The sequence below is a fragment of the Inhella sp. genome (genome assembly GCF_027532025.1).
In the GTDB taxonomy this organism is placed as follows: Bacteria; Pseudomonadota; Gammaproteobacteria; order Burkholderiales; family Burkholderiaceae_C; genus Inhella.
On sequence record NZ_JAPZSY010000088.1, the window covers coordinates 1 to 15,410 of the forward strand.

General features: G+C 67.6%; 16 protein-coding genes and 1 riboswitch. Of the genes, 11 read left to right on the forward strand and 5 right to left on the reverse strand.

Features of this window, described 5'->3' with window-relative positions; translation table 11 throughout:
* Nucleotides 1-115: 115 nt before the first annotated feature.
* The 3 genes from nrdR to O9335_RS11710 form a co-directional block, all read right to left on the reverse strand.
* On the reverse strand, nt 116-559 hold the full coding sequence (gene nrdR / locus O9335_RS11700) for a transcriptional regulator NrdR (protein WP_298388249.1): 444 nt from the start codon (nt 557-559) through the stop codon (nt 116-118).
* Nucleotides 560-574: 15 nt separating this feature from the next.
* Nucleotides 575-1,825, reverse strand: a complete 1,251-nt coding sequence (glyA, locus tag O9335_RS11705; RefSeq protein WP_298388251.1) for a serine hydroxymethyltransferase — start codon at nt 1,823-1,825, stop codon at nt 575-577.
* Nucleotides 1,826-1,877: 52 nt separating this feature from the next.
* A riboswitch (ZMP/ZTP riboswitch) is annotated at nt 1,878-1,989 on the reverse strand.
* Nucleotides 1,990-1,998: 9 nt separating this feature from the next.
* Complete coding sequence (locus O9335_RS11710; protein ID WP_298388253.1) at nt 1,999-2,847, reverse strand: lytic transglycosylase domain-containing protein; 849 nt, start codon at nt 2,845-2,847, stop codon at nt 1,999-2,001.
* Between the two features lie 128 nt (nt 2,848-2,975).
* Here O9335_RS11710 and O9335_RS11715 point away from each other — a divergent pair, with 128 nt between their 5' ends.
* Nucleotides 2,976-4,544, forward strand: a complete 1,569-nt coding sequence (locus tag O9335_RS11715; RefSeq protein ID WP_298388255.1) for a UbiD family decarboxylase — start codon at nt 2,976-2,978, stop codon at nt 4,542-4,544.
* A gap of 193 nt (nt 4,545-4,737) precedes the next feature.
* Here the strand turns inward: O9335_RS11715 and O9335_RS11720 are convergent, their stop codons facing one another.
* On the reverse strand, nt 4,738-5,499 hold the full coding sequence (locus O9335_RS11720; protein WP_298388257.1) for a YdcF family protein: 762 nt from the start codon (nt 5,497-5,499) through the stop codon (nt 4,738-4,740).
* Nucleotides 5,500-5,582: 83 nt separating this feature from the next.
* On the opposite strand from O9335_RS11720, the gene msrA reads away from it, so the two are divergent.
* From msrA to O9335_RS11745, 5 genes are read left to right on the forward strand one after another with little or no spacing between them, the layout of a single operon-like run.
* On the forward strand, nt 5,583-6,119 hold the full coding sequence (gene msrA, locus O9335_RS11725) for a peptide-methionine (S)-S-oxide reductase MsrA (RefSeq protein ID WP_298388259.1): 537 nt from the start codon (nt 5,583-5,585) through the stop codon (nt 6,117-6,119).
* On the forward strand, nt 6,116-6,802 hold the full coding sequence (locus tag O9335_RS11730) for an ATP-binding cassette domain-containing protein (protein WP_298388261.1): 687 nt from the start codon (nt 6,116-6,118) through the stop codon (nt 6,800-6,802). Before msrA ends, O9335_RS11730 begins: the two co-directional genes overlap by 4 nt.
* The gene (locus O9335_RS11735; RefSeq protein ID WP_298388263.1) at nt 6,799-8,004 is read left to right on the forward strand and encodes an ABC transporter permease; all 1,206 of its coding nucleotides are present in this window, start codon (nt 6,799-6,801) and stop codon (nt 8,002-8,004) included. The genes O9335_RS11730 and O9335_RS11735 overlap by 4 nt, the downstream gene beginning before the upstream one ends.
* Before the next feature lie 12 nt (nt 8,005-8,016).
* Nucleotides 8,017-8,262 carry a hypothetical protein gene (locus O9335_RS11740; protein WP_298388265.1) on the forward strand — a complete coding sequence of 82 codons (246 nt, stop codon included), beginning with the start codon at nt 8,017-8,019 and terminating at the stop codon, nt 8,260-8,262.
* Nucleotides 8,252-8,776: a DUF3299 domain-containing protein gene (locus O9335_RS11745; RefSeq protein ID WP_298388267.1), complete on the forward strand. Its 525-nt coding sequence runs from the start codon at nt 8,252-8,254 to the stop codon at nt 8,774-8,776. The genes O9335_RS11740 and O9335_RS11745 overlap by 11 nt, the downstream gene beginning before the upstream one ends.
* Here the strand turns inward: O9335_RS11745 and pdxH are convergent, their stop codons facing one another.
* Nucleotides 8,777-9,412, reverse strand: a complete 636-nt coding sequence (gene pdxH / locus O9335_RS11750) for a pyridoxamine 5'-phosphate oxidase (protein WP_298388269.1) — start codon at nt 9,410-9,412, stop codon at nt 8,777-8,779.
* Nucleotides 9,413-9,528: 116 nt separating this feature from the next.
* Here pdxH and O9335_RS11755 point away from each other — a divergent pair, with 116 nt between their 5' ends.
* The 5 genes from O9335_RS11755 to O9335_RS11775 all read left to right on the forward strand — a co-directional run bounded on the left by O9335_RS11755 (nt 9,529) and on the right by O9335_RS11775 (nt 15,202).
* Nucleotides 9,529-10,131 (forward strand): nucleotidyltransferase family protein, encoded by a 603-nt coding sequence (locus O9335_RS11755; RefSeq protein WP_298388271.1) that lies wholly within the window; start codon nt 9,529-9,531, stop codon nt 10,129-10,131.
* Between the two features lie 101 nt (nt 10,132-10,232).
* Nucleotides 10,233-12,050, forward strand: a complete 1,818-nt coding sequence (gene edd, locus O9335_RS11760) for a phosphogluconate dehydratase (protein ID WP_298388273.1) — start codon at nt 10,233-10,235, stop codon at nt 12,048-12,050.
* Between the two features lie 14 nt (nt 12,051-12,064).
* Complete coding sequence (gene eda, locus O9335_RS11765) at nt 12,065-12,691, forward strand: bifunctional 4-hydroxy-2-oxoglutarate aldolase/2-dehydro-3-deoxy-phosphogluconate aldolase (RefSeq protein ID WP_298388275.1); 627 nt, start codon at nt 12,065-12,067, stop codon at nt 12,689-12,691.
* A 39-nt stretch (nt 12,692-12,730) separates the two neighbouring features.
* A complete protein-coding gene (locus O9335_RS11770; RefSeq protein ID WP_298388277.1) occupies nt 12,731-14,038 on the forward strand; it encodes an FAD-binding oxidoreductase in 1,308 nt (435 codons plus the stop codon).
* Between the two features lie 36 nt (nt 14,039-14,074).
* Nucleotides 14,075-15,202: a beta-ketoacyl-ACP synthase III gene (locus tag O9335_RS11775; protein WP_298388279.1), complete on the forward strand. Its 1,128-nt coding sequence runs from the start codon at nt 14,075-14,077 to the stop codon at nt 15,200-15,202.
* Nucleotides 15,203-15,410 lie beyond the last annotated feature (208 nt).

Below are 15,410 nucleotides of genomic sequence, written 5' to 3' on the forward strand. Positions count from 1 at the left end.
CCGCGTTGGATCGACATGACGCACCCGGTCGTGACGGAATGCGTGCACTCTAAAAACCGCCGCTGACCTTGTCCCGCCCCCCAAAGGGGGGCCCCATGCGGATGGGATGGGGGGGTCAGATGTCCTTGATCAGCTTGCGGAACTCGTCGATGTCTTCAAAGCTGCGGTAGACCGAGGCGAACCGCACGTAGGCCACCTTGTCGATCTTGCGCAGCTCGCGCATCACCAACTCGCCAATGCGGCTGCTGGGCACTTCGCGATCGTTTTGCGCCAGGATGTGCTCCTGGATGCGCTCCAGCGCGGCATCGACTTGTTCGGTGCTGACCGGGCGCTTGCGCAAGGCCAGCATCATGGACGCGCGCGGCTTGTTCGTGTCGAACTCGCTGCGCGTGCCGTCCTTCTTAATCACCATGGGGAGCGCGATTTCGGCGCGCTCGTAGGTGGTGAAGCGCCGGTCGCAGCCCAGGCAACGCCGCCGCCGCCGCACCACGTCGCCTTCGTCCGACTCGCGGGTTTCCGCGACCTGGGTTTCGGCGTGGGAACAGAAGGGGCAGCGCATGCTGGGGTTGGTGCCTCAGCCGTACACCGGGAAGGCCTGGGTGAGTGCGGCCACTTGCCCGCGCACGCGGGCGATCACCGCCTCGTCACGTGGTGCATCAAGCACGTCGGCGATCAGGTCGGCCGTCAGGCGCGTTTCGGCTTCCTTGAAGCCGCGGGTGGTCAGCGCCGGCGTGCCCAGGCGGATGCCGCTGGTGACCATCGGCTTCTCAGGGTCGTTGGGGATCGAGTTCTTGTTGCAAGTCATGTGGGCGCTGCCCAGCACGGCCTCGGCGTCCTTGCCAGTGATGCCCTTGGGGCGCAGGTCCACCAACATCACGTGACTTTGCGTGCGACCGCTGATGATGCGCAGCCCGCGCTCCGTCAGGCGCGTGGCCAGAACTTGGGCGTTGGTCACCACTTGTTGCTGGTAAGCCTTGAACTCGGGCGTCAGCGCTTCCTTGAAGGCGACGGCCTTGCCGGCGATGACGTGCATCAACGGGCCCCCCTGCAAGCCCGGGAACACGGCGCTGTTGATCTTCTTGGCAATGGCCTCGTCGTTGCAGACGATGACGCCGCCGCGCGGGCCGCGCAAGCTCTTGTGGGTGGTGCTGGTGCACACATCGGCAAAAGGCACGGGGCTGGGGTACACGCCCGCGGCGATCAGGCCGGCGTAGTGGGCCATGTCCACCATCAAGTAGGCGCCCACCGCCTTGGCCACCTTGGCGAAACGCTCGAAGTCGATGTGCAGGCTGTAGGCCGAGGCGCCCGCGATGATCATCTTGGGCTTGTGCTCGTGGGCGAGGCGTTCCATCGCGTCGTAATCGATGGCTTCTTGCGCGTTCAAGCCGTAGCTGACGACCTTGAACCACTTGCCGCTCATGTTCAGGGACATGCCGTGGGTGAGGTGGCCGCCTTCGGCCAAGCTCATGCCCAAGATGGTGTCGCCGGGCTGCAGCAAGGCCAAGAACACGGCTTGGTTGGCTTGCGAGCCGCTGTTGGGTTGCACGTTGGCAAAGTTGGCGCCGAACAACTGCTTCAAGCGGTCGATGGCCAGTTGCTCGGCCACGTCCACGTACTCACAGCCGCCGTAGTAGCGCTTGCCGGGGTAGCCCTCGGCGTACTTGTTGGTCAGCTGACTGCCTTGCGCCTGCATCACGGCGCGCGAGGTGTAGTTTTCGCTGGCGATTAGCTCGATGTGGTCTTCTTGCCGGCGCGTCTCGGCCGCGATGGCGGCGTACAACTCGGGATCGGACTCGGGCAGGGCCAAGGGGGAGAGGGTGCTCATACAAGGGCTCCGGTTCAGGATGAGCCCGCGCCGCCACCGTCGAGCCAGCGACGCAGGTGGCCCAGGCGAACGACTCAAGGCGGCCGCTGGTGCGGCCGGCTGCACTTCCCGGTGGTGGCCCACCTCGGGGCCTCAGCCCCTCATCGCCAGTCGCGCAGCGGCAGGCAGTGTACTCAGGGTTTCCACAGGGCCATCTGTTCGCTGGGACCGGATGCCGCGGTCGGCGAAGGCTCGGCGTCGTTGCGCGGCGCCGTGTTGGGCGGCCGCTTGCCGGCCATCACGGCCTTGAGCTGCTCGTTTTCCCAGAGCACCTTGGCCGCGTAGCCGCCGTCGTCGGGCAGGTTGGCGGCGCCCACGTAGTGGCGCAGGCCTTCTGAAACGCTACCGGCGCGCTGGATGCACTCGCGCAGCACCTGCACACCGACCCGCAAGTTGGTGATGGGGTCCAGCGCCGCCCGCTGGCCGCCGAAGGCCAGGTACTTGTCGTCGTGCACGTGGGTCATCACCTGCATCAGGCCTTGGGCCCCCACCGGGCTGTGGGCGAAGGGGTTGAAGCTGGACTCCACCGCCATCACCGCCAGCACCAACGTGGGTTCGACGCGAGCGAGGCGGCCGGCTTCCCAGGCCTCCAATACCAATCGATTCATCGCCTCGGGGGCCACCTTGTACTTTCGCGCCAGCCACTGAGACACCTGCCGCTGCGGCGGGGAAAGCTCGTCGCTGGCAGCGAAGGTGACGCGGGTGATGGCCTCGGGGTCTGACGGCAGCAGCAGGCCATCGGCGTTGGTCTCGGCGCGGGCAGCAGCCCGTTCCGCCAGCCAGGCGTGGGCCCGGTGCTCCAGGCGATCCCGCCACTGGGGCTGGCTGGAGAAGGCGACGACCAAGCTGAGCGACGCCAGGCCCAGCAGCGCCAGCGTGTTGTGGCTGACGAGGAGCAGTCCCTGGGCGACGTCTTTGACAAACACAGAGAATCCGCCGGCCATCTGGCGCAGCGAGGTTCGGAGTGAGTGGGCGTGTCGCATGCAATGCCTTGTGGTTTCAGGAGGCTGGGTGGGCCCGGGTTTACCCGCATCCACACAACGGCGCGGATTCTCTGGAGCTCGTCATAACCAGTCAAGGGTTTAGAGCTTTTTCTAAATAACCAAGAAGCATGAAATACACGGACCTGCGCGACTTTCTGGCGGCCTTGGAGCGCGACGGCGAATTGCGCCGGGTGCGTCAGCCGGTGTCGCCCCATTTGGAAATGACGGCCTTGAGCGACCGGGTGCTGCGCGCCAAGGGCCCGGCGTTGTGGTTCGAGCATCCGCAGTCGGGAGATCGCCCGGTTCTGACGAACCTGTTCGGCACGGTCGAGCGGGTGGCCCGGGGCATGGGAGCCACGGACCTCGCCTCATTGCGACAGGTGGGGCATGTGCTGGCCGCGTTGAAAGAGCCCGAGCCCCCCAAAGGCTTGAAAGACGCCGGGCGCTTGCTGGAGATGGCGCGCACCGTGTGGCAGATGCGTCCCAGCGTGCACCGCCGGCCGCCTTGCCACGAAGAGATCGTCGAGGGCGCGGAGCTCGACCTGCGGCGTTGGCCCATCCAGCACTGCTGGCCAGACGATGCGGGCCCCTTGCTGACCTGGGGCTTGGTGATCACGCGCGGCCCGCAATCGGTGCCCGCGCCTCGTTTGCGGCAGAACCTGGGCATTTACCGCCAACAGTTGATCGGTCCGCGTCAACTCATCATGCGGTGGCTGGCCCATCGCGGTGGCGCGCTGGACTTCCGAGCCTTTCGCCTCGCCAACCCTGGCCAACCCTTCCCCATGGCGGTGGCCTTGGGGGCCGACCCCGCCACCACCCTGGGCGCCGTGACCCCCGTGCCAGACTCGTTGAGCGAGTACCAGTTCGCGGGTCTGCTGCGCGGCGGGCGAACGGAGTTGGCGGAGGCCTCGGTGGGCGAAGCGGGCCTGATGTTGCAAGTGCCCGCGCACGCGGAGATGGTGTTGGAGGGGCACATCCCGCCAGCTGCCGCGGGGTTTCAGGGCCACAGTGAACTCGGCACACCACTCAAGGAGATGGACGGCTACCTCCACGCACTGGAAGGTCCTTTTGGCGACCACACCGGCTACTACAACGAACAGGAGTGGTTCCCCGTGTTCGAGTTGAGCCGCGTCACGCAGCGGCGCGGGGCGTTTTATCACTCCACCTACACGGGCAAGCCGCCCGACGAGCCGGCCGTGTTGGGCATGGCCCTGAACGAAGTCTTCGTGCCCTTGTTGCAGAAGCAATACCCGGAGATCGTCGATTTCTATTTGCCCCCCGAGGGGTGCAGTTACCGGATGGCGGTCATCAGCATCCGCAAGGCCTATCCGGGTCACGCCAAGCGCTTGATGTTCGGGTTGTGGAGCTTCTTGCGGCAATTCATGTACACGAAGTTCATCGTCGTGGTCGACGACGACGTCAACATCCGCGACTGGCAGGACGTGATTTGGGCCATCACCACCCGCGTGGACCCCGTGCGGGACACCGTGCTGGTCGACCAGACGCCCATCGACTACCTGGACTTTGCCTCCCCGGTCAGCGGCTTGGGCGGCAAGATGGGGCTGGACGCCACGAGCAAATGGCCGGGCGAAACCCAGCGGGAATGGGGGCGCGTCATCACCATGCCCCCGCAGGTACAGGCCCGTGCCGATGCGGTGTTTGCGGAACTGTTTGGCAGCCCGGCGAACAAATCCTGAACGACGGCGCTTGAAGATCGGGCGCCAATCGCTTATCGTGGAGGCGCCTCAAGCGAGGCATTCCCATGGCGCAATCGTTGCGCGCCAGGAGCCCTCGGACGAATGCGCCGAGAGCCCCACCGGTGGCAAGCCACCAGCCCCGCCTCACCGTTCTGGTGGGGCGGGGTTTCTTCTTTTTGGGGCGGTGCGTGCTTCAGTGGCCCGCCAGCCAGCCCAGGATCTCGTACACCAAGTAGCGTCCGCGTTGGGCGCCGGTTGCGCTGGGAAGGAAGTTCTCCAGGCGCTGGGGGGGCTCGAAGCCGCGCATCACCGGGGCCGGGCGGAACTCCACCCCAGGATTGGCCTCGCGAAACGCGCGAAGCGCTCGGGGCATGTGCAAGCCATGGGTGACCAGCACCACCTTGCGCACGCCCTGGGCTTGAAGCACCGGCGCGCTGAGTTGGGCGTTGCCCCGCGTGTCGATGGACTCCGATTCGGCCCACGCCAGCGGCAGTCGGAATTCGTTGGCCGCCACGCGGGTCGCCAGCACTGCCTCGGAGGGTTGATCGGGTGCGGCCAGGGGGTTGCGACCGCCAGTGAACGCCAGGGGCAAGCCCAGTTCGCGGGACCAAAACACCCCCCGGCGCAGGCGCTCCAGGGTTTCGGTCTTCAGGTCGTAGAGGCCGTCGGGATCGGCGCGGCGGGCCAATCCACCCCCCAACACCAGCACCACCGCATCCCGGTCGCGGGCCCATGGGGACACGCTGGCGCGCACGTCCGAAGCGGCAGGTGTTCGGGCCCAGGCCCAACCCAGCGGTTCGACCACGGCATCGCTCGTCAGGGCCCAGGCCAAGGCCAGGCCCAGCCCCAGCATCCAACGTCCGATGCGCCACCGACGCGCCAAAAGGGCGCCGAGCAGCGCAAGGGCCAAAGGGCCTGCCGGAGGCAGCAGGAGGAAGACGAGCGCATGTCGCATGGCGCGGCATCTTCCCATGACCTCCGCTGGGGGTTCAGGGCCCTCGCTATGCTCGGCGCTTTCGTTCAAAAGGCGTGGATCCGGTGTCTGACAACGTGCAAACCATCACCTTGGCGGGAGGCTGTTTTTGGTGCCTCGAGGCTGTCTTTCAGCGCATCCGGGGGGTTGTGGCCGTGGAAAGCGGCTACAGCAACGGGCACACGCCCGACCCTCAATACGAACAGGTTTGCTCGGGGAACACCGGCCACGCCGAGGTGGTGCGCGTGCAGTTCGATCCTCGCGAGGTCTCCCTGGAGGATTTGTTGGCCGTGTTCTTCGCCGTGCACGACCCGACCACGCTCAACCGCCAAGGCCAAGACGTGGGGACGCAGTACCGCAGCGGCATCTACACACACTCAGCCGACCAAACCGAGGTGGTCAAGCGGGTGATGGCCGAGGCCCAGGGCGCGTGGCCCAACCCGATCGTCACCGAGTTGCAGCCGGTGTCGGGCTACGTCAAGGCCGAGGCCTACCACCAGCGTTACTTTGAGAACCATCCTGAAGCCGGCTATTGCGCGTTCGTGGTGGCACCCAAGGTTGAGAGGTTTCAACGCGCGTTCCGGCGCTTGCTGAGCGCATGAACCTCGTGGCGGCTTCGGCACCTCCGTTGGCTTGGGCCGGGTTGGCGCTGAGTTACCCCGGTGGCCCCTCCTTGACGTTCCCCGATCTGGTGCTGGGGGAGGGTGAACATCTGCTGCTACGCGGACCCTCCGGCGCCGGCAAGAGCAGCCTCATCGCGCTGCTGGCGGGGCTGCAGCGACCCAGCGTCGGTGATGTGGTGCTGGCGGGGCAGTCCCTGGCTGGCTTGCGGCCCTCCGAGCGCGACGCCTGGCGCGGGGCGGTGCTGGGGGTGTTGCCGCAGCGGCTGCACCTGTGCGAGGGCTTGAGCCTGCTCGACAACCTGCGGCTGCCGGGCGTGGCCGTGGGGCAGCCTGTGAGCCGGGAGCGGGTGCTGAGCCTGGCGCAGCGCTTGGGTTTGGAGGGCATGCTGGCACGGCGGCCCGAGCATTTGAGCGGCGGGCAATTGCAGCGCGCCGCCTTGGCGCGGGCGCTGGTGCGGCGGCCTCGACTGCTGCTGCTGGACGAGCCCAGCAGCAGTTTGGATGACTCCGCCACCGAGACTTTGTTGGACTTGGTCACCGCCTTGGCCGGAGAGGAGGGCGCCTCGCTCGTGGTCGCCACCCACGATGCGCGCGTGGTGATGGGCTTGCAAGCGCGTTGTGGCTCGGCCTGCCGCGCCCTGGCGCTGGAGGCGCACGCATGAGCCTTTTGCGCTTGGCATGGCAACTGGCGCTCGCGCGCCCAGGGGCGGCGTTCTTGGGTGTGCTGCTGCTGGCCCTGGGCTGGGCGGCGGTGGCTTTTGTGTTGCTGGTGTCCGAGCAGGTGGACCAGCGGGTGAAGCGCGACCTCGCCGGCATCGACCTGGTGGTGGGCGCCAAGGGCAGCCCCATGCAGATCATGCTGTCTGGGGTGTTCCATTTGGATGTGCCCACCGGCAACATCCCCCTGGCGACCGTGGAGACGCTGCGTCAGCAGCCTATGGTGGCCGAGGTCTGGCCGCTCAGCTTGGGCGACAGCGTGAAGGGTTGGCGCTTGGTGGGGGCCGAGCCGGCCTACCTGGCGCTCTACGGCGGGCAGCTGGCGCAGGGGCGTCTGTGGCAGCAGCCCCTGGAGACGGTGCTCGGCGCCGAAGTGGCACGGGCCACCGGCTTGAAGGTGGGCGACCGCTTCGTGGGCAGCCATGGCTTGGGGGAGGGCGGCCACGAGCATGGCGACCACCCCTACACCGTGGTGGGCGTGTTGGCCCCGAGCGGCGCGGTGCTGGACCGCTTGGCCCTGACCGACTTGGCGTCGGTCTGGACAGTCCATGAGGACATGCACGCCTTGGACGACAGCGACCGCCAGGCGATGGCCGCCGATCGGGAGGTCACCATCGCCCTGGTGCGTTACCGCAGCCCCTTGGCGGCCGCCCTGTTGCCGCGATGGGTGAATGCGCAGGAGGGCTTGCAGTCGGCGGCCCCCGCCCTGGAGAGCGCTCGCCTTCTGCGCATGGTTGGTGCCGGGCGGGAGGTGCTGCAGGGCTTTGGCGCGATGTTGCTGGTGAGCAGCTTGCTCAGCCTGGTCATCGTGCAGATGAACGCCGTGCGCGAGCGCCAGGGGGATCTGGCCCTGCTGCGTTTGATGGGTGCGCCTCCCTGGCGTTTGGCGGCTTTGGTGGCCTGGCAGGCGGTGTTGAGCATGACCGTCGCGCTGGCGCTGGGCCTGTTGGCCGCGCACGCTGCGCTGGCAGCGCTGGCGCACTGGCTGGCAGGGCAACAGTCGCTGCCCTTGGACCCCACCTTTTGGAGCCGCAGCGAGGGGTGGCTGTGGCCCGTGGCCGTAGGCTTGGCGTTGCTGGCCTCCGCATGGCCGGCTTGGCGCGCGATGCGCACCGACGTCAGCACCCTGTTGCAATCACCCCGTTGAGAAAGGAATGCCATGAAGTTCGCCAAAGGCCTCGTGCTGGGCTTGGGTTGGGTGACGCTGGTCGCTTGGGCCCAACCCAAGCTGGATGCGCACACCCGCAAAGACATCGATCGCCACCGCGCCATGGCCCAGGCGCACGAGGAGGCGGCCAAGTGCCTGGAGTCGGGCCGTCCTGAGGCGGAATGCCTCAAGCAGCTGCAAGCCCGCTGCAAGGGCTTGGCCATCGGCAAGTACTGCGGGATGAAGCATGAGCACTGAACGCGGGTGGGGTTGCGGACTCTTGGCCCTGGCCCTGGCCCTGGCGCTGCCCGTGTCCGCGCAGCCGCGCACCAACGGGGCGGCGGCCGCCGGTGCCATCGGGCAAGGCCCGGGGTTTCACGACCCCCGCAGCCCCTTCAAGCCCCTGGAGGACAAGCCGGGCGTGCTGCCTTGGTCGCTGCTGTCCTCGGTGACGACACGCGTCGAGAAGAAGAAGCTCATCGCCCAGTTCCCGCCCGAAGTGGCGGCCCTGCACCAGAAGAAGGTCAAGATCCAGGGCTTCATGATGCCGCTGGAGCCGGGCGACCGACAGAAGCACTTTTTGTTGTCGAGCGTGCCCACCAGCTGCAACTTCTGCGTGCCCGCCGGCCCCGAAGGCTTGGTGGAGGTGCGCAGCCTCACGCCCGTGCGCTATACGCTCGAGCCTGTGGTCGTGGAGGGCCTGCTGGCCGTGCTCAAGGACGACCCCTACGGACTCTTCTACCGCGTGGTGGACGCCCAGCCGCAGCCTTGATCAGGGGGCCAGTCGCTCGCGCAGCCATCGACCTTCCACCCATCGGTAGCGGATGCGGTCGTGCAGGCGGCTGGGCCGGCCAGCCCAGAACTCCCAAGCGTGCGGCTTCAGCCGGTACCCGCCCCAATGCGACGGGCGCGCCGGATTCAGGCCGTGCTGGGCGGCCGCCTTGGCGGCATTGGCCACCAGCACCGCGCGTCCGCTGATCACTTGGCTCTGCGGACTGGCCCAGGCGCCCAAGCGGCTGTCCAGGGGGCGGCTCGCGTAGTAGGCATCGCTTTCGGTGTCGGGCACGCGCTCCACGTTGCCCTCGATGCGCACCACACGTTCGAGCGCCACCCAGTGAAACTGCAGGGCGGCGCGCGGGTTGTGGCTGAGCTCCTGCCCTTTGCGGCTCTCGTAGTTGGTGTACCAAACCAAGCCGCGCTCATCGACGTCTTTCACCAGCACCACGCGCGTGCTGGGCTGACCGTCGGGGCCCACGGTGGCCAGGGTCATGGCGTTGGGCTCCAGGACCTGGGCCGCCAACGCCTCGTCGAACCACGCGCGGAACTGTTGCAACGGCTCCGAGGCGGCGCTGTCGTCGTCGAGCGCCCCGCGCTCGTAACTTTTTCGCATGTCTGACAACCAATTCATGCGGGTGTCTCCGAACAAGGTTTTTCCGTAATGGAAGGCCCCATTGGTCGTGGGGCGTCTTGGGGCGCATTCTGCGGTGCAACAGAGCCGGCTTGATCCGGCATTCAGGAGGGCGTGTGGTCAGCAGTGCGCTACCGGTGGTGTTGGTCTTGGCCGGTGGCCGAGGCACCCGCTATGGCGGGCCGGGCCACAAGCTGGAACAGCCCCTGGGTGGCAGCACGGTGCTGGGTTGCACGCTCAGCAACGCCCTGGCTTCGCAGATGCGGGTGCTGGTGGTGTGCGCGCCCGACTTGGCCGCCCTGGCGCAGCGCAGCGTGGCTGCACGCGACACCATTGTGTTGCCCGCCCAAGGCCCGCAGGGCATGGGGCGGTCCATCGCGGCCGGGGTCAGCGCCACCGCATCGGCGCCGGGTTGGTTGATCCTGCCGGGCGACATGCCCCTGGTCCAGCCGTCGTCGCTGCGCGCCGTCGCCTCGCGCCTGAGCCAGGACCCGGTGGTGTATGCCCAGCACCGAGGCCAGCGCGGCCACCCCGTGGGCTTTTCCTCCGAGCTGTACTCCGAGTTGATCGCCCTCCAGGGCGACGAAGGCGCGCGGCGCTTGCTGATGCGTTACGCCGCCGAGCCGGTGGAGGTGGACGACCCCGGCGTGTTGGTCGACATCGACACCCCGGCCGATCTGGCCCGCGTGCAAGGGCGGTGGAGCGTCACGGCCGTTTGAAGTCGGGGGCGACTGGCCTCTGCAGCATCAGGGCCTTTGAGCTGGTCAGATGGGTGTCGATGTAATACAGTTACATCCTCTTTGAGTAACGAGTTACATCCATGGTTGCCACGACTCCCCTGCACCCCGTGGTGGCGCAAGTCACCGATCGCATCGTGTCCCGCAGCCGCGGTCTGCGGCAGGCCTACCTCGCGCAGGTCGATCGCTTGCGCCAGCGGCAGCGCGGCAGCGACCGCATGGGCTGTGCCAACGTGGCCCACGCCTTCGCGGCGTTGCCCAGTTCCGACAAGTTCAAGGTGGTGGCCCAGCGCGTGCCGCATGTGGGGGTGATCACCGCCTACAACGACATGCTCAGCGCGCACCAGCCCTACGAGGGCTACCCGGCGCAGATTCGGGCGGCGGCGTCCCGGCTGGGGGCCACCGTGCAGGTGGCTGGCGGGGTGCCCGCCATGTGCGACGGCGTCACCCAGGGTTTGCCGGGCATGGAGTTGAGCCTCTTCAGTCGCGACACCATCGCCATGGGCGCGGCTGTGGGCCTGACGCACGACGTGTTCGACGCCGCCCTCATGCTGGGCATTTGCGACAAGATCGTTCCGGGCCTGCTCATCGGTGCGCTGCACTTTGGCCACTTGCCGATGTTGTTCGTGCCTGCGGGCCCCATGAGCTCCGGGCTGTCGAACAGTGACAAGGCCAAGGTGCGGGAGTTGTACGCCCAAGGCAAGGTCGGCCGGGAGGAGTTGCTCAAGGCCGAAGAAGCGGCGTACCACGGTCCGGGCACGTGCACCTTCTATGGCACGGCCAACAGCAACCAGATGCTGCTGGAGGCGATGGGACTGCATGTGCCGGGTGCGGCCTTCGTGCATCCTCACGCCGGCTTGCGTCAAGCCCTGACCGACGAGGCGGTTCGGCTGCTCTTGGTCAATTTGGACAAGCCCATCGGCCGACTGGTGGACGAGCGCTGCATCGTTAACGCCATGGTCGCCCTGCTGGCCACCGGCGGCAGCACCAACCACCTCATCCACTGGGTGGCGGTGGCTCGCGCCGCGGGCATCTTGATCGACTGGACGGATTTCAGCGAGTTGTCGGCCGTGGTGCCGCTGCTGGCTCGCGTCTACCCCAACGGCACGGCCGATGTGAATCAGTTCCAAGCCGCTGGCGGGCCGGGTTTCGTGATCCGGGAATTGCTGGACGCGGGCTGCATGCACGACGTGCCCGCGATGGCCGCCGAAGGGTTGCGCGCCCACACGCGAGAGCCGTTCATGCACGACGGCCGCCTGATTTGGCGCGATCTGCCCACCCAACCGGTGGACGCCAGCATCGTGCGCACGGCGGCCGAGCCCTTCAGCGCGAGCGGCGGGTTGCGGCTGTTGTCCGGCAACCTGGGGCGCTCGGTCATCAAGGTGTCGGCGGTGCCGGAGGATCGTCACGTGATCGAGGCGCCGGCTCGCGTGTTCAGCACGCAGGAGGCCATGCAGGCCGCGTTCAAGGCCGGCGAGTTGGCCCGTGATGTCGTGGTGGTGGTTCGCTTCCAGGGCCCCAAAGCCAACGGCATGCCCGAGCTGCACAAACTCACCCCGTCGCTGGCGGTGCTGCAGGGTCAGGGCTTCAAGGTGGCGCTGGTGACCGACGGCCGCATGAGCGGTGCGTCGGGCAAGGTGCCGGCAGCCATTCATTTGAGCCCGGAGGCGCTCGATGGTGGCCCCATCGCCAAGGTTCGGGACGGCGACGTGATCCGACTCGACGCCGTGGCCGGCACCTTGGAGGTGTTGGCGCCCGCCGACGAATGGGCCGCCCGCCCCTTGGTCACGCTGGACCCAGAGCAAGCGCAAGACAACGCGCGGGGCCTGGGCCGGGAATTGTTCGCCGGCATGCGCCGTCACGTCAGCAGCGCTGAGACCGGCGCCACCACTTGGCTGTAAAGCCCTTGAGCCCTATGAGCACCCTGGATACCCTGGCCCAACACGGGCCCGTCATCCCCGTCATCGTCATCGAGCGCCTGCAAGACGCCGTCCCCCTGGCACAAGCCTTGGTGGCCGGTGGCGTCAAAGTGCTGGAGGTCACATTGCGCACCGCCGCTGCCTTGCCCGCCATGGAAGCCATCGCCAAGGCGGTGCCGGAAGCCGTGCTGGGCGCCGGCACCCTGCGCACGGCAGCCGATGCAGTGGCTGCCAAAAACGCTGGCTGCGTGTTTGGCGTCAGCCCTGGCTTCACCGAGCGGCTCAGCGCGGCCTGCAACGACGTTGGACTGCCTCTGTTGCCCGGCGTGGCCAGCGCCAGCGAGGTCATGCGGGCCAACGACGCCGGCCACCGTTTCCTGAAACTCTTCCCTGCCACGGCCGTGGGCGGTGTGGCCTTGCTCAAGGGCTTGGCGGGGCCGTTCCCCGATGTGGCCTTCTGCCCCACCGGGGGCATTTCGCTGAAGACGGCGCCGGAGTTCCTGAGCCTGCCCAATGTGCGCGTGTGCGGGGGCTCCTGGCTGACGCCGGCCGATGCCATCGCTGCGGGCGACTGGGCGCGCATCACCCAACTGGCGCGGGAAGCCCAGGCGCTGCGCGCCTGAGGCTGTGGGTGGAGGGGGGCTGGCGTAAGCTGCGCCGCCATGCCGCAGCGCAGTCCCCACCACCCGCTCACCTACTACCAGGCCACGGCCCCTGACCTCCACCTGCCGCCCCTGGTGGGCGACCATGAGGCTGAGGTGGCGGTGTTCGGCGCAGGCTTTGCCGGGCTGGCGGTGGCCTGTGGCCTGCAGGACCGTGGCATGTCCGCCGTCACCGTGTTGGAAGCCCATGCCGTAGGGCATGGCGCTAGCGGTCGCAATGGCGGATTTGCGCTGGGCGGCTACAGCCGAGACCCGGCCCGTCTGTTGGCCGACTGGGGCCCCGAGCCCGCACGCCAGCTATACGGCCTGACCCGCGACGCGCTGGCCCTGATCCGCCATCGCGTCCAAGCCTGGGGCATCGAGTGCGACCTCATCCACGGCGGGGCCTGGTGGGTGGACTGGTTCAACACCCGGCGCTCGCGGCAGGCCATGGCGGCGCACGGCCAGATGTTGCGCGAGCACTTTGGCGTTCAATGGGAGGCTCTCGGTCCCGCCGAGGTGCGTGCGGGCCTGCACTCCGACCGCTATGGCGGTGCCCTGTGGGACCGCGAGGCCTTCCATTTCCATCCGCTGCGCTACGCCCAGGGCATGGCGCGAGCGGTGGGCGCCCAAGGCGGGCATGTTCACCCCGACAGCCCCGTGGTTCGCGTCGAACGCCAGGGGACGGCCTGGCTGCTCCACACCCCGCAGGGGCGCTTGCGCGCGACCCACCTGGTGGTGGCTGGGGGCGGCTACCTGCGGCGCGTGCTGCCGCGCTTGGAGCGAGCACGACTGCCCATCGCCACCTACATGCTGGCCACGGAGCCGCTGGCCGAGCACCCGGTCCAGACCACCGCTGCCGTGTACGACAACCGGTTTGCCTTCGACTACTACCGCCGCCCCTCGGACGGACGCTTGTTGTGGGGCGGTCGCATTTCCATTTTGGAGCGCCACCCCGAACGCATTGCCCGCATGCTCAAGGCCGATGTGCTCAAGGTCTTCCCCCAGCTTGCCAGCGCTCGCATCGAGTTTGCCTGGGGCGGTTTGATGAGTTACGCCACCCACGAGATGCCGCAGTTGGGGCGCTTGAGCGATGGCCTGTGGTTCGCCCAGAGCTTTGGTGGGCATGGTGTGGCGCCGACGACCGTGGCCGGGGAACTGCTCGCCGAGCTCATGGCCCGGGGTGGGCGCACGGACGAGCGCTGGCAGCGCTATGGCCTGACGCCCGTCTTCGGCCGTTTGGGGTTGTTGGGTGCCCAGGCCCATTACAGCTGGGCCGAGCTCAAGGATGCCCTGCACGAAGCCTTGACGCCCCGCTCACTACACTGAGCGGCTGCTCTAGACATCCCCCCAGGAGACTGCGCCATGCGCGACGTTGTCATCACCGGCACCGGCTTGTACCGCCCGCCGCACCAGATCACCAATGCCGAACTGGTGACGGCCTTCAACGACTACGTCGACCGTTTCAATGCCGAGCACGCCGCGGACATCGCTTCGGGTCAGGTGCAAGCCCTGGCTCACAGCAGTGTGGAGTTCATCGAGAAGGCCTCAGGCATCAAGAATCGCTATGTGATGGACAAAGAGGGTGTGCTGGATCCCGCCCGCATGTACCCCCGCATTCCCGCCCGCCCCGACGAGCAATGGAGCCTGATGGCGGACATGGCCGTCGATGCCGCCAAGAAAGCCTGCGAGCAGGCCGGCCGCAGCCCGAGCGACATCGATGCCGTCTATTGCGCCGCCGCCAACATGCAACGCGCCTATCCGGCGATGGCGTGCGAGATCCAGGCCGCCTTGGGCGCCAAGGGCTACGGGTTTGACATGAATGTGGCCTGCTCCAGCGCGACCTTCGCCATCGAGCAAGCCGTGAATGCCGTGCGTTGCGGATCGGCGCAGTGCGTTTTGGTGGTGAATCCGGAAATCACCAGCGCGCACTTGGAGTGGCGCGATCGCGATTGCCACTTCATTTTTGGTGACGTGTGCACCGCCGTCTTGATCGAGCCCGCCGACACCGCGGTGGCTTCAGAGCGCTGGACCGTGCTGGGCACGCAACTGGCCACGCAGTACAGCAACAACATCCGCAACAACTTCGGGTTCATGAACCGCTGCGAGGACAGCGCCGGAACCGAGCGCGACAAGACCTTCCGCCAGGAAGGACGCAAGGTCTTCAAGGAGGTGGTGCCCATGGCAGCGGCCCACATCGAGGCCCACCTGGGCAAGCTCGACCTCGCCCCCACGGCCGTGAGTCGCTACTGGCTGCACCAAGCGAACTTGGGCATGAATCAGTTGGTCGTCAAGAAGCTGGTAGGCGCCGAAGCCGGTACGGCCATTGCCCCCATCATCTTGGACGAATGGGCCAACACCGCCTCGGCCGGCTCCATCATCGCGTTCCATGAGCACCGGGCCGACCTGCGTCCGGGCGACGTGGGCGTGATCTGCTCCTTCGGCGCGGGTTACAGCATCGGCAGCGTGGTGGTGCGCAAACACGGAACCTAGGAGTCTGCCCGGCAGAAGCCCAGGCCGGCGTGGCCCCTGGTCCGGCGTAGGCCAGGAGCGACGCAGCCGTGGACTCGTGTCCACAAGAAGGAGCGACAACGCAGGCGCCGGATCCAGGGGCCACCCTTCGGGCCGAGCCCCGGGGGCGACAAGCGTCGTTGCCGGCTCCTGACGTAGCCCGCCACGCGGCGTCGCCAGCGCCTAGCCT